The organism is Variovorax sp. W2I14 (genome assembly GCF_050435205.1).
Classification (GTDB): domain Bacteria; phylum Pseudomonadota; class Gammaproteobacteria; order Burkholderiales; family Burkholderiaceae_C; genus Variovorax; species Variovorax paradoxus_C.
In genome coordinates this window covers 806,170-819,182 of sequence record NZ_JBNDJX010000001.1, presented here as the reverse complement: position 1 = coordinate 819,182, position 13,013 = coordinate 806,170, and the positions used below count along the sequence as shown (strand labels likewise).

Here is a 13,013-nt window from a genome sequence, read left to right as displayed (position 1 = left end):
TGTCAAAAGAAAAGAGTCCGCCATGACCACTCGTGCAACTGCAAAGCAGACCGACCGCCACCGAACCCCCTCCACCCCCCGCCACTACGCCGTCGTCGGCGCCGGCATCGCCGGGGTAGCCGCTGCACGCACGCTGGTGCAGGCGGGCCACAAGGTCACGCTGTTCGAACGCGAAGCCGCACCCGGTGGCCGCATGGCGAGCATCGACACGACCTTCGGCCGCTTCGACAGCGGCGCGCAGTACTTCACCGTGCGTGATCCGCGCTTTGCGCTGGCGCTCGAAGCCACGCCCAGCCTCTGCCGCCCCTGGAGCGCCAACCTCGTGCGCGTGCTCGACGCCCACGGCCGCGTGGCCGAAGCGGCACTGCCGGGCCGTGAGTCGCATTGGGTCGCGCAGCCCGGCATGGACGCGCTGGTCGCCTACTGGGCTGCGCCGCTGGGCGGCAACCTCATCACGAACACGCAGGTCACGCAGATCGAGCCCGATGCGCTCGACCCCAAGCGCTGGCAGTTGCGCACCGCGGGCGAAGACGATTCGCAGCATGTGTACTCGGGCTTCGACGCCGTGCTGCTCGCCGTGCCGCCTTCGCGCACCCGCGCGCTGCTGGGCGACGGCAAGCTTTCCGCCGCCATCAGCCAGAAGATCGAGCCGGTGCGCATCGCGCCCTGCTGGACGCTGATGATCGCGTTCCCCCAGGCCAACCAGGCCAACATGTCGCACCTCGGCCCGCAGTGGAATGCGGCGCGAAGCACCCACCACCGCGTGGCATGGCTCGCGCGCGAATCGTCCAAGCCCGGCCGCGAACGCATCGAGCGCTGGACGCTGCAGGCCAGCGCCACCTGGTCGCAGGAACATCTGCGCGACGACGCACCGCGCGTCGAAGCCAAGCTCCTGCGCGCCTTCGCCGAGATCACCGGCATCCACGCCGTGCCCTCGCATGCGCAGACGCGCTGCTGGACCGAGGCCCAGACGCAGGTGCCAGTTGGCAAGACCCACCTGTGGGATGCCAAAGCCCGCATCGGCGTGGCCGGTGACTGGTGCACGGGGCATCGGGTGGAAGACGCGTTCCTCTCGGGCCTTTCGCTGGCGCTTGCAGTGATCTGATCGATTCGCGGGATGCGTGAGACCGGCCGTTTCGCGCCCTCGCCCACCGGGCCGCTGCACGCCGGCTCGCTGGTGGCCGCGCTCGCAAGCTGGCTCGACGTGCGTGCGCGCGGCCCGCAGGCGCGCTGGCTGATCCGCATCGAAGACGCCGACACCGAGCGCTGCCTGCCCGGCATGGGCGAGCACATGCTGCGGCAGCTCGCCGATTGCCATCTGCTGCCCGACGAAACGCCCGTGTGGCAGACACAGCGCACGGCGCTCTACGAGGCGGCGCTGCAGCGGTTGCAGGCCCTCGGCCTTGCCTACCCCTGCGGCTGTTCGCGCAAGGACATCGACACCGCGCTCGCCCGGCTAGGCCACCGGCACGAACGGCATGGCGAGCGCGTGTACCCCGGCACCTGCCGCGACGGCCTGCACGGCAAGCCCGCGCGGGCCTGGCGCTTTGCCACCGAAAAGTTCGAATCGGCACAGCCGGGCGAACTGCGCTGGACCGACCGGCGCCTGGGCGAGCAGCGCCAGGACGTCAGCCGCGAGGTCGGCGACTTCGTGCTGCGCCGCGCCGATGGCCCCTGGGCCTATCAGCTCGCCGTGGTCGTAGACGACGCCGAACAGGGCGTGACCGACGTGGTGCGCGGCGAGGACCTGGCCGACAACACCGCGCGCCAGATCCTGCTGCAGCGCGCGCTCGGCCTGCCGACCCCGAGCTATCTGCACACGCCGCTGGTGCGCGGCGCCGATGGCGACAAGCTCTCCAAGCAGAACGGTGCGACGCCCATCGACACCGCTACACCCGAAGCGGCATTGGCCGCGCTCGACACGGCCGCGCGCGTGCTCGGCCTCGGCCCCGCGACAGCCACATCCTGCGCGGCTGCGTTGGCCGGCTGGGTGCCCGAATGGCACGCTCTCTACAATTCGCGGCCGTAATGACCTTTCCCGACACCGTGCCCCACGACCTTCCGCCCAGCGACGACCACACAGACGACAGTGCCGGCGACAGCGACAACAACAAGCCGCATCCGCTGCACCGCCGCCTCAAGAGCTTCGTGAAGCGCGCCGGCCGCACGACCGACGGCCAGGCGCGGGCCTTCTCCGAGCTGGGCCCGCTGTTCCTCATTCCCTACACGCCCGAGCCGCTCGACCTGACGGCAGCCTTTGGCGGCCGCGCTGCGCCCACGGTGCTGGAGATCGGCTTCGGCATGGGCGAGGCCACCGCGCACATCGCCACGGTGCGGCCCGAGACCAATTTCTTCTGCTGCGAGGTGCACGAGCCCGGCGTCGGCGCCCTGCTCAAGCGCATCGGCGAGCAGTCGATCCCGAACATCCGCATCTGCGCGCACGACGCGGTCGACGTGCTCGACCACATGCTGCAGCCCGGCACGCTGGCCGGCGTGCATGTGTTCTTTCCCGACCCGTGGCACAAGAAGCGCCACAACAAGCGCCGGCTGATCCAGCCCGAATTCGTGACCAAGCTGGCGCAGCACCTGCGCCCCGGCGGCTACATCCATTGCGCCACCGACTGGCAGCCCTACGCCGAGCAGATGCTCGAGGTGCTGTCGGCCGAGCCGCTCCTGCGCAACACGGCCGAGGCCTATGCGCCGAAGCCGGAATACCGGCCGCTCACCAAGTTCGAGAATCGCGGCATCAAGCTGGGCCACGGCGTGTGGGACCTGGTGTTCGAACGCGCCTGAAGCCCTCAGCTACTCGGCCTGGAAGCGGAACGGCAGCCGCATCCGGGTGCGCACCGGGCGGCCGTCCGCCGATCGTGCCGGATCGAAGCGCCATCCCTTGAGCGCATCGGTCACCGCCTTCGACAGCAGCGGATGCGGCGAGCGTTCGATGCGCACGTCTTCCGGCACGCCTGCTTCACCCACGTAGAAGACGGCGATCACCTGGCCTTCCACGCCCTCGTTCGCCAGCGCGGTCGGATAGTCGGGCAGGCGCCGCTGGCGGATCACCGGATCCTTCTCGATGGCGGGCGCCTGGGGCCGCGTGGCTGCGGTCGGCGGCGCACTGATGACCATGGGCGGCGGCTCCGGCGCGGCGTCCGGCGACGGTGCCGGAACGGGCTGCGAGATTTCCACCACATCGCGCGGCGGTACGGTGCATCCCGCGAGTGCCACGCACAACCCCACACCGCCCCAGAGAAAAGCAAGTTTCATAAGGGAATTCTGTAGCAGCCCCGCCTATCGTCTTGGCCTCGATATTGCTACACTTTTTTACTACTGTAAGCAAAGGGTGTCCAGATGAACACGTCACGCAGGGAATGGCTGGGCAAGGCGTATGGCGCGCTGCTGCTGGGAGGCGGCATCGGCATGACCCACAGGGTCTCGGCGCAGACGCGCACGGCCGGCGCAGCGCGCGTCGTGCTGCTCGGGCAATCGGTGCCATTGACGGGCGGCGCCTCCGAAATCGGCAGCGCCTTCGCGGCGGGCAGCCGGCTCGCGGTGAGCGACTTCAACACGCGCAACGCCAGCACCGGGCTGCAGCTGAAGCTGGTGCAACTCGACGACGGCTACGACGCGGCGCGCGCCACCGCCAACGCACGCACCCTGCTCGGCGCCCAGAAGGCCGACCTGCTCTTCGGCTTCGTCGGCACCGCCAGCAGCGAGGCCGGTGCGAACGTCGCCACGCAGCAGGGCAGCCTGCTCTTTGCGCCGTTCGCGGCCTCCGACAACCTGCGCAGCGCCGATCACCCCAATGTGTTCCACGTGCGGCCCGGCATGATCGACGAGGCTCTCAAGATCGTGCGCCAGTGCGCCACCGTGGGGCAGACGCGCGTCGCGCTCGTGGGCGACGACGACGCCATGGGCCGTGCCGGCCTGGCCGCCGTGCAACAGGCCATCGCCGAACTCAAGCTCACGCCGCTGGTCGCGAGTGCGCTGGTGCCCGCGGGCGGCGACAAGCTCGATGCCGCGCTGAAAGAAGTGCAGAAGCAGTCGCCCCAGGCCATCGTGCTGGTGTCGCTCTCGGGCACCACCGCCAGCGCCATCCGCAAGCTGCGCAAGAGCGGCTACACGGGCAACTTCATGGCCTTCTCGATCGTGGGCATCGACCCGCTCTACGCGGAGCTGGGCAAGGACATCGGCGGCATCGTGATCTCGCAGGTTGTGCCCTCGCCGCGGCCCTCGGCCATTCCGATCGTCAAGGAGTACCTCGCGGCAGTCGACAACTCCGATCAGACCGCGTCGTACGAAGGGCTCGAAGGCTTCATCGCCGCCAAGGCCGTGGGCGAAGCGGTGCGCCGCGCGGGCCGCGGCTTCAACACCGCGACCCTGCAGCGCACGATGACCGCGATGACCGACTACGACGTCGGCGGCTTTCGCATCAACCTGCGCCCGGGCCTGCGCGACAACGTGCGCAGCATCGACCTGATCAGCATCTCGGCCGACGGGCGCGTGCTGCGCTGAAGCGCACCGGCGTCCGTCAGACGGCGCTCGCCGCCTCGTCGATCAACGCCGCCACCTCCACCGGCTTCGATGCCAGCGAAGCGTGGCTCGCAACCAGCGTGATGATCTTGCGTGCGCCCAGGCGCGCCGACATGCGCTCCTGGTTGGCCGGCGCGATCATGCGGTCGTCGCTGGAAATCTGATACCAAGAGGGCTTCTTCTTCCATGCCGGCGAAGTGATGGCATCACCGAAGGTGCTGGCCAGCGGCGCCTTCTGCGTCACGCCCATCACGAGGCCTTCTTCGGCGCTCAGGTCCTGGCAGAAGCTCTCGTGGAATTTGTCGGGCTTGACCCACAGATAGCCGTCGCTGTCGGGCGCGAGGTTGGGCACCGCGACCGGTGGATGCTGCTCGGTGATGGCGCCGGGGCTCTCGCCCGCGTCGGGCGCGAAGGCCGCGATGTAGACCAGCCCAACCACGTTGGGCAAATCACCAGCCTGCGTGATCACTGCGCCGCCGTACGAGTGGCCCACCAGCAGCACCGGCCCCTGCACTTTCGCCACAAGTTTGCGCATGCGCTCGGCATCGTCGGCCAGCGAGGTCAGCGGCAGCTCGACCGCGCGAATGCCCGTGTGGCCCTTGCGCGAAAGCTCCACGATGACCTTGCTCCAGTGCGCCGCACCGCCCCAGAAACCATGGACCAGAACGACCGTCGGTTTGTTGCTCATGATTCGAATACTCCCTGTGAAAACTAAAGACCGCCGGGCCACCATGACACGGCGGGGGCGCATTTATACGCCGCCCTGTGCGCGTTTTCGGTGACACCTATTCAGCCGGTACTGACAAGCCGCTGCAGCGCATCGAGCGACAGCAGCTCGATGCGCCCGTAGCCCAGCGCAATCACGCCCTCGCCCGCCAGCGCATTGAGCTCCTTCGAGAGCGTCTGGCGCGTCACGCCGAGCATCATGGCCAGCGCCTCTTGCGGCAGTTGCAGGCTGTGCCGCAGGTGCACCGATTGCGTCGCATCGCCGCGCGCGAGCACCAGCAGCCGGTGCGCCACCCGCGCGCGCAGGCTGCGCAAGGTGGCGTCTTCCGCGAGGCCGTAGAGCATGCGCACGCGCGCCGCGAGCATCGCGCCGATGGCGTTGGAGAACACCACGTCGCGCATCTGCCGCGCGAAGGCCTCGGGCGGCACCACCAGGAGGTCGAGCGCTTCAAGCGCGGTGGCGTCGTGCGTGCGCGGCGAGCCGTCGATCAGCGTGATCTCGCCGAACCAGTTGCCCGGCTCCAGCACCGCGAGGATGGCCTCGCGCCCGTCCTGGCGCAGCGACGAGATCTTGATCGTGCCCGCCACGAGTCCGTAGAAGCCACCGCCCGCCGCTTGAATCGGATCTCCCTGGCGGAACACCATGGTCCCGCGCCGCACGTGGATGAGCTCGGCCGCGCCCACCAGCGCGTCGCGCTGCGCGCGCGGCATGCTGGTGAACCACGGGTTGCCCTCCAGCGCGGCACGGTGCGGGGCGGAGAGGCGCGGCTTGGAGGAAGGAGGCATCGGAAAGGCTTAGTTGCCTGTGAGCACAGGGGTTTACCAGCACCCCACATTGTCAAATTCTTGACAGTTGAGCGTCAAGTGCAGGTCTACAGTGGCCGCCACCCCACGGACGAACAACGGAGACGACACGATGAATGCAAGGGCAAGTTTCACGAGCATGCAGGAGAGCACGCGCGAAGACTGGCAACTGATCGGCGGCGAGTTCATGCAGTTCTCGCGCGGACTGCCGGAGCGCGTGATCAAGCACCTGCAGATCCTCGAAGGCGACTACGGCGGTTTTCCCGTCGACCGCTACACCCACTCGCTGCAGACCGCCACCCGCGCGCTGCGCGACGGGCGTGACGAGGAGTACGTGGTGTGCGCGCTGCTGCACGACATCGGCGACACGCTCGGCAGCTTCAACCACCCCGACATCGCGGCCGCCGTCCTCAAGCCCTTCGTGAGCGAGGCCAACCACTGGATGGTGCAGCACCACGGCATCTTCCAGGGCCACTACTTCTTTCACCACATCGGCCTGGACCGCGACATGCGCGAGAACTTCAAGGACCACCCGCACTACGAGCGCACGGCCGAGTTCTGCGCGCTCTACGACAACCCGGCCTTCGACCCGAAGGCCGAGACCTTGCCGATCAGCGAATTCGAGCCCATGCTGCGCCGGTTGATGGCGCAGCCCAAGCAGAGCATCTACAAGACCGTGCTCAAAGAGCCGGCCGCGGCCTGAACCGAACCCAAAGGACACATCCCCATGAACGCAAATTCCCAATCCGAAATCCAGAAGCTCGTTTCCGCCGAAGAGTGGCAACTGCGCGTCGACCTCGCCGCCTGCTACCGCCTCGTCGCGCTCTACGGCTGGAGCGACCTCGTGTTCACGCACATCAGCGCGCGCGTGCCCGGCCCGGAGCATCACTTCCTCATCAATCCCTACGGTCTGATGTTCGACGAGATCACCGCGTCGAGCCTCGTGAAGGTCGACCAGCAGTGCAACAAGATCATCGACTCGCCCTACCCGGTGAACCCGGCCGGCTTCGTGATCCACAGCGCGGTGCATGCCGCGCGCGAAGACATCCAGTGCGTGCTGCACACCCACACCAAGGCCGGCATCGCGGTGAGCGCTCAGAAAAATGGCGTGCTGCCCATCAGCCAGCAATCGACCTTCGTGCTGGCCTCGCTGGCGTATCACGACTACGAAGGCGTGGCCTTCCGCGACGACGAGAAGCCGCGCCTGCAAGCCGACATGGGCCACGCCAACTTCCTCATGCTGCGCAACCATGGCCTCCTGACCTGCGGCAAGACCATTGCCGATGCGTTTCTTTCGATGTACACCTTCGAGAACACCTGCCAGATCCAGATCGCGGCGCAATCGGGCGGCAGCGAACTCACGCATGTCGACCCGAGGATCATCGATGGCGTGGGCCAGGCGATGAAGGTGCAAAGCGGCGGTCTCGGCGGCATGTTCGTCTGGCCTTCGCTGATCCGGAAACTCGACCGCATCGACGACAGCTACAAACAATAAGACGCGTCGACCCCGGTTTCCACGGCTGCCAGCGCCCGCGCGACGGGTGCGGGCAGCCATTTTTTTAGACAGAAGAAGCAAAGAGGAGACACAACCCATGGACGCCACGCTCATCGTGACCCGGTTCCTGTTCGGCGCGCTCGCGCTCGTGATGTTCGGGCTGGGGCTGTCGCTCTCGCTCGCCGACTTCCGGCGCCTGTTCAAGCACCCGAAGGCGGTAACCATCGCGCTCGTGCTGCAGGTCATCGGCCTGCCGCTCGCCTGCTACGCGATCATCGTGGGCTTCGGGCTCTCGCCGGTGTTCGCCATCGGGCTCATGCTGCTGGCGGCCTCGCCAGGCGGCATTTCGGCGAACCTCTTCTCGCACCTCTTCGGCGGCAACGTGGCGATGAACATCTCGCTCACTGCGGTGAACACGCTGCTGTCGATCGTCACGCTGCCGCTCATCGCCAACTGGGCGATCGGCCATTTCGCGCAGAGCGGCCAGGTCGTGCCGCTGCAGACGCGCAAGCTGGCGGAGGTGATCGCGGTCGTGATGGTGCCGGTGGCCATTGGCATGTTCGTGGCCTCGCGCAAGCCCGGCTTCGCCGCGCGCATGGAAAAGCCGACCAAGATTTTCAGCGCCGTGGTGCTCGCGGTGGTCACGGTGCTCGCGATCGCGAACGAGTGGAAGACCATCACCGCCACCTTCGCGGAGATCGGCATTCCGGTGCTGCTGTTCAACCTGGTGAGCCTGCTCGCGGGCTACTACCTGAGCCGCGCCGCGGGCCTGGACAAGCCGCTCGCCACCGCCATCAGCTACGAGATCGGCATCCACAACTCCACGCTCGCCATCTTCATCGCGGTGAGCGTGCTCGGGAGTTTTCCGCTCGCGCTGCCGGCCGCCATCTACTCGGTGGTGATGTACATCACGGCCCCGCTGTTCGGATGGTTGCTGCTGCGGCGCGGCCAGGCGGCTGTTGTGCCTGCGCGATGATGCGCGCATGGAACTGAGGCAACTGCGCTACTTCGTCAAGGTCTGCGAACTGCGCAGCATGGGCCGCGCGGCCGTGGAGCTGGGCGTGGTCACCTCGGCGCTGAGCCAGCAGATCAGCCGGCTCGAAAGCGAACTCGCCACGCGCCTCCTGCAACGCAGTTCGACGGGCGTCACGCCCACCGATGCGGGCCTGGCCTTCTTGCAGCAGGCACAGCTCACCTTGCGCCATGCCGACGACGCGGTGCGCGCGGCGCAGCAGGCGCGCCTCTCGGGCCATGTGAGCGTGGGCCTCGCGCCCACCACCGCCACCGTGCTCGGCGTGCCGCTGATGCGCGCGATGCAGGAGCGCTACCCGGAGGTGCGGCTGCACATGGTCGAGGCGCTTTCGGGCCACCTCACGACGATGCTGCATGCGCGGCAGCTCGACCTGGCCGTGCTGTTCCAGACCGACACGCCGCGGCGCTGGAGCGTCGCGCCGCTGCTGGCCGAAAAGCTCTTCGTGGTCGCCTCGCCTACCCTGGCCGAACGCCCCAAGGGCACCAAGGTGCGCCTCTCGCAATTGGCCGATGTGCCGTTGATCCTGCCGAGCGGCAGCCACGGCCTGCGCGCCACGTTGATGGCCGCCTTTCTCCGGGCGCGCGTCACGCCACGCATCGTGGCCGAGGTCGACGGCCTCGCGCTGCTCATGGACGCGGTGCGCGCCGGTTACGGCGCCACGGTGCAGCCTGGCGCGGCCACCGCGCGGCACGACCGCGACGACCTCGAGCTCACGCAGATCAGCGATGCCCACGTCGGCCGCCGCAACCTGCTCGTGAGCCTGTCGGACGACGAGCTCTCGCCGGCCGCGCTGGCCGCGCGCGTGGTGGTCGCCGACACCGCCCGTGCCCTCGTGCGCGAGGGCCGCTGGACAGGCGCGAGTCTTCTCGAAAACTGAACACCCGTTGCCTGTTCAGGCCTTTCGCGTGAAGGCCGCGCTCCCTAAAGTCCCGTGGATTCCAAGGAGACCCACGAGTGACAGATGTACTGGTTGTCGGTGGCGGAAATGCCGCACTGTGCGCCGCGCTGATGGCGCGCGAGGCCGGCGCTTCGGTGCTGCTGCTGGAAGCCTCGCCCAAGGAGTGGCGCGGCGGCAATTCGCAGCACACCCGCAACCTGCGCTGCATGCACGACGCACCGCAGGACGTGCTGGTCGATGCCTACCCTGAAGAGGAGTACTGGCAAGACCTCTTGAAGGTGACCGGTGGCCTCACCGACGAGCACCTCGCGCGCCTGGTGATCCGCGCCTCCTCGAACTGCCGCGACTGGATGCGCAGCCACGGCGTGCATTTCCAGCCGCCGCTGTCGGGCGCGCTGCACGTGGCGCGCACCAACGCTTTCTTCATGGGCGGCGGCAAGGCGCTGGTGAATGCCTATTTCCGCAGCGCCGAAAAGCTGGGCGTGCAGATCCGCTACGACACGCCCGTGGCCTCGGTCGAACTCGACGGCGACCGCTTCGTGGCCGTGCGCACCGAGGCCGGCGAGCGCATCGAAGCGAAGAGCTGCGTGCTGGCCTCGGGCGGCTTCGAATCGAACCGCGAATGGCTGCGCGAGGCCTGGGGCCAGAACGAGCGCGGCGAATGGCCGGCCGACAACTTCCTTATCCGCGGCACGCGCTTCAACCAGGGCGTGCTGCTGAAGTACATGATCGCCGCGGGCGCCGACAGCATCGGCGATCCGTCGCAGGGCCACATGGTGGCCATCGATGCGCGCGCGCCGCTCTACGACGGCGGCATCTGCACGCGCATCGATTGCGTGTCGCTCGGCGTGGTGGTCAACCGCGAGGCGCAGCGCTTCTACGACGAGGGCGAAGACTTCTGGCCCAAGCGCTATGCGATCTGGGGCCGGCTCGTGGCGCAGCAGCCGGGGCAGATCGCCTGGTCGGTCATCGACCAGAAGGCGGTCGGCCGTTTCATGCCGCCGGTGTTCACCGGCACGCAGGCCAACACGCTCGGCGAACTCGCGCAGAAGATCGGCCTGGACGAAGCCACCTTCGTTCGCACAGTGCAGGACTACAACGCCGCCTGCCGCGTCGGCCGCTTCGACCACACCGCACTGGACGACTGCCACACCGAAGGCATCGCGCCCGCCAAGACGCATTGGGCGCGCCCGCTGGACACAGCGCCCTTCTACGCCTACCCGGTGCGCCCCGGCATCACCTTCACCTACCTGGGCCTGAAGGTGGACGAGACCGCCGCTGTGCGCTTCGGCGGACGCGCGAGCCCCAACCTGTTCGTGGCCGGCGAAATGATGGCCGGCAACGTGCTGGGCAAGGGCTACACGGCCGGCGTCGGCATGAGCATCGGCACGGCCTTCGGCCGCATCGCCGGCACGCAGGCGGCGAAGGCCGCACGCGCAGCAAAGAACCTTTCGAAGAATTCCCCGGAGGCCGCCCTTGCAGCAACTCACTGATCTCGTCGCACGCGCCCGTGCGGATGCCAACGGCATCGGCAGCGCTTCGTCGCGCGTGATTCCCATCCGCCCCGCCCTGCCGTTGACCGCCAGCGAGGGCGAGGTCGCGCGCATCCTGCAGATCTGCAACGCCTGCCGCTACTGCGAAGGCTTCTGCGCCGTGTTCCCCGCGATGACGCGCCGGCTCGAATTCGGCAAGGCCGACACGCACTACCTCGCGAACCTCTGCCACAACTGCGGCTCGTGCCTGCATGCCTGCCAGTACGCGCCGCCGCACGAGTTCGCGGTGAACGTGCCGCAGGCAATGGCGCAGGTGCGCATGCAGACGTACCACGACTACGCCTGGCCGCCCGCGATGGGCGCGCTCTACAAGAAGGCCGGACTCACCGTCGCGCTGGCCCTCGCGGGCGGGCTCGCGCTGTTCCTGGTGCTGGCCGTCGCGATGTCGGGCTCGCTGTTGCACGAGCCGCTTGCCGGAAACTTCTACGCGATCTTTCCGCACAACTTCCTCGCGCTGGTGTTCGGCGCGGTGTTCCTCTTCGTGATGTTCGCGCTGGCCATGGGCGTGCGGCGCTTCTGGCGCGAGGTGTCGCCCGCGAACGATCCGGGCAATGCGCCGTCGATGCCCGGCGTGCGTGGTCCGGCGAGCGCTGAAGCGGCACACGACGCGCTGCGCCTGAAGTACCTGGGCGGCGGCCATGGCGAAGGCTGCAACAACGAGGACGACCGCTTCACGCTCTGGCGCCGGCGCTTCCACCACTTCACCTTCTACGGCTTCATGCTGTGCTTCGCCTCGACCTGCGTGGCGACGCTCTACCACTACCTCTTCAACCTGCACGCGCCCTATGCGCTCACGAGCCTGCCGGTGCTGCTGGGCACCGCGGGCGGTATCGGCCTCGTGATCGGTCCCATCGGCCTGCTGTGGCTGAACCTGCGCCGCAACGCCGCGCACGGCGACGTGGCGCAGCGGCCGATGGACCGCGGCTTCATCGCGCTGCTGCTGCTCACGAGCGTGACCGGCCTCGCGCTCCTCGCATGGCGCGACACGACCTTCATGGCGCTCCTGCTCGCCGTGCACCTGGGCGTGGTGATGGCGCTCTTCCTCACGCTGCCCTACGGCAAGTTCGCGCACGGCATCTTCCGCTCGGCGGCGCTCTTGAAGTTCGCGATCGAGAAACGCCTGCCCAGCCGCCTGCAGCTCGGCGCCGACTGACTTTCACCGCTATCGAAAGGAACCCCACGATGACGAACCCTGGTGTGCTCCAGATCCCCTCCATGAAGGACAAATGCTCCGCCGCCGAATGGCAGGCCCGCATCGACCTCGCCGCGTGCTACCGGCTGGTCGACCTGTACGGCATGTCGGACATGATGGCCAACCACATCTCCTCGCACGTGCCGGGCGAACACGGCGCGTTCCTCATCAACCCCTACGGGATGATGTACGAGGAGATCACCGCGTCCAGCCTCATCAAGGTCGACGCCGACGGCCGCATCCTCTCGTCGCCCGATTTCGGCGACCTGAACTACGGCATCAACAAGGCCGGCTACGTGATCCACAGCGCGGTGCATGCCGCGCGGCCCGACGTGGCCTGCGTGATCCACACGCACAGCTGGGCGTCGATGGCGGTGTCGTCGCTCGAATGCGGGCTGCTGCCGCTCACCCAGACGGCCATGCGCTTCCTGAAGATCGGCTATCACGACTACCAGGGCGTGGTGCTGAACACCGAAGAGCAAGCATCGCTGCTCGCGGACCTCGGCGATGGCGAGGCGGTGATCTTCCGCAACCACGGCGCGCTCGTCGTGGGCCGCAGCGTGGGCGAGGCTTTCAACTGGATGCACCGGCTCGAGCTGGCCTGTCGCGCGCAGATCGGCGCGATGTCGTGCAACACGCCGCTGAAGGCCGTGCCGCAAGAGGTGCTCGAGGAAACCTGGAACAACTACCAGCCCGGCACCCGCCGCCCCTACGGGCTCATGGAGTGGCCCGCGCTGCTGCGCAAGCTCGACCGCATGGACCCGGGCTTTCGCGACTGACGC

At 68.0% G+C, this 13,013-nt stretch carries 14 protein-coding genes; 11 read left to right on the top strand and 3 right to left on the bottom strand.

Features of this window, described 5'->3' with window-relative positions; all coding sequences use genetic code 11:
• Positions 1 to 22 precede the first annotated feature (22 nt).
• Genes QF040_RS03865 through trmB form a run of 3 tightly spaced genes read left to right on the top strand, consistent with a single transcriptional unit; the run spans position 23 to position 2,793 of the window.
• Positions 23 to 1,105, top strand: a complete 1,083-nt coding sequence (locus tag QF040_RS03865; protein ID WP_306876941.1) for an NAD(P)/FAD-dependent oxidoreductase — start codon at positions 23 to 25, stop codon at positions 1,103 to 1,105.
• Between the two features lie 12 nt (positions 1,106 to 1,117).
• A complete protein-coding gene (gluQRS, locus tag QF040_RS03860; RefSeq protein ID WP_429609923.1) occupies positions 1,118 to 2,029 on the top strand; it encodes a tRNA glutamyl-Q(34) synthetase GluQRS in 912 nt (303 codons plus the stop codon).
• Positions 2,029 to 2,793 carry a tRNA (guanosine(46)-N7)-methyltransferase TrmB gene (trmB, locus tag QF040_RS03855; protein ID WP_306876943.1) on the top strand — a complete coding sequence of 255 codons (765 nt, stop codon included), beginning with the start codon at positions 2,029 to 2,031 and terminating at the stop codon, positions 2,791 to 2,793. Before gluQRS ends, trmB begins: the two co-directional genes overlap by 1 nt.
• Before the next feature lie 9 nt (positions 2,794 to 2,802).
• Here the strand turns inward: trmB and QF040_RS03850 are convergent, their stop codons facing one another.
• A complete protein-coding gene (locus QF040_RS03850; RefSeq protein ID WP_429609922.1) occupies positions 2,803 to 3,264 on the bottom strand; it encodes an energy transducer TonB in 462 nt (153 codons plus the stop codon).
• A gap of 84 nt (positions 3,265 to 3,348) precedes the next feature.
• Between QF040_RS03850 and QF040_RS03845 the strand changes: the two genes are divergently transcribed.
• Positions 3,349 to 4,512 (top strand): ABC transporter substrate-binding protein, encoded by a 1,164-nt coding sequence (locus QF040_RS03845; RefSeq protein ID WP_429609921.1) that lies wholly within the window; start codon positions 3,349 to 3,351, stop codon positions 4,510 to 4,512.
• Between the two features lie 16 nt (positions 4,513 to 4,528).
• On the opposite strand, the gene QF040_RS03840 is transcribed toward QF040_RS03845, so the two are convergent.
• Positions 4,529 to 5,218 carry an alpha/beta hydrolase gene (locus QF040_RS03840; RefSeq protein WP_429609920.1) on the bottom strand — a complete coding sequence of 230 codons (690 nt, stop codon included), beginning with the start codon at positions 5,216 to 5,218 and terminating at the stop codon, positions 4,529 to 4,531.
• Positions 5,219 to 5,319: 101 nt separating this feature from the next.
• Positions 5,320 to 6,042, bottom strand: a complete 723-nt coding sequence (locus tag QF040_RS03835) for a Crp/Fnr family transcriptional regulator (protein ID WP_429609919.1) — start codon at positions 6,040 to 6,042, stop codon at positions 5,320 to 5,322.
• A 130-nt stretch (positions 6,043 to 6,172) separates the two neighbouring features.
• Between QF040_RS03835 and QF040_RS03830 the strand changes: the two genes are divergently transcribed.
• The 7 genes from QF040_RS03830 to QF040_RS03800 all read left to right on the top strand — a co-directional run bounded on the left by QF040_RS03830 (position 6,173) and on the right by QF040_RS03800 (position 13,010).
• Positions 6,173 to 6,763: an HD domain-containing protein gene (locus QF040_RS03830; RefSeq protein WP_429609918.1), complete on the top strand. Its 591-nt coding sequence runs from the start codon at positions 6,173 to 6,175 to the stop codon at positions 6,761 to 6,763.
• A 24-nt stretch (positions 6,764 to 6,787) separates the two neighbouring features.
• Positions 6,788 to 7,555 carry a class II aldolase/adducin family protein gene (locus tag QF040_RS03825; protein WP_257859358.1) on the top strand — a complete coding sequence of 256 codons (768 nt, stop codon included), beginning with the start codon at positions 6,788 to 6,790 and terminating at the stop codon, positions 7,553 to 7,555.
• Positions 7,556 to 7,652: 97 nt separating this feature from the next.
• Entirely contained in the window at positions 7,653 to 8,531 is an 879-nt protein-coding gene (locus tag QF040_RS03820) for a bile acid:sodium symporter family protein (RefSeq protein ID WP_429609917.1), read from the top strand.
• 7 nt (positions 8,532 to 8,538) lie between these two features.
• Positions 8,539 to 9,465: a LysR family transcriptional regulator gene (locus QF040_RS03815; RefSeq protein WP_198789603.1), complete on the top strand. Its 927-nt coding sequence runs from the start codon at positions 8,539 to 8,541 to the stop codon at positions 9,463 to 9,465.
• 77 nt (positions 9,466 to 9,542) lie between these two features.
• Positions 9,543 to 10,979, top strand: a complete 1,437-nt coding sequence (tcuA, locus tag QF040_RS03810; RefSeq protein ID WP_429609916.1) for an FAD-dependent tricarballylate dehydrogenase TcuA — start codon at positions 9,543 to 9,545, stop codon at positions 10,977 to 10,979.
• Complete coding sequence (gene tcuB, locus QF040_RS03805) at positions 10,963 to 12,192, top strand: tricarballylate utilization 4Fe-4S protein TcuB (protein ID WP_429609915.1); 1,230 nt, start codon at positions 10,963 to 10,965, stop codon at positions 12,190 to 12,192. Before tcuA ends, tcuB begins: the two co-directional genes overlap by 17 nt.
• Before the next feature lie 29 nt (positions 12,193 to 12,221).
• Positions 12,222 to 13,010, top strand: a complete 789-nt coding sequence (locus tag QF040_RS03800; protein ID WP_429609914.1) for a class II aldolase/adducin family protein — start codon at positions 12,222 to 12,224, stop codon at positions 13,008 to 13,010.
• Positions 13,011 to 13,013 lie beyond the last annotated feature (3 nt).